At 79.2% G+C, this 342-nt stretch carries 1 protein-coding gene; it reads right to left on the reverse strand.

All coding sequences use genetic code 11. The features are described 5' to 3' along the window. Positions 1 to 342, reverse strand: a 342-nt coding sequence (locus tag ACLBXP_RS25375) for a helicase HerA-like domain-containing protein (protein WP_447670605.1), incomplete at both ends; no start/stop codon positions are given.

The following is a 342-nucleotide window of genomic DNA, read 5'->3' on the forward strand; positions in this document are numbered from 1 at the left end:
GTGCCGACCGACCGGGCCATGGGGCGGGCCGCGTTCGAGACGACCTGCTCGGCGAGGCTCTGCGGCGGGCGGGGGGCGCCCTTCGCGGCCGGCTTCGAGCCGAGCACGCCGCCCAGCATCCCGCCGAGGCTGCCGAGGAGGCCGCCGGGGCCGCCCTCCGTCTGCTGCGCGGCCTCGGCCGGGCCTGCGTCGAGGCCCTTGCGCTTGGCCAGCATCTCGTAGGCGCTCTCGTTGTCGACCGCCGCGGCGTACTTGCCCCGCAGGGGGCTCGCGGCGATCAGGGCGGCGCGCTCCTCGGGCGTCAGCGGCCCGACGCGGCCCTGGGGCGGGGCGATCAGCGCG

Source organism: Methylobacterium sp. A54F (assembly GCF_053346035.1).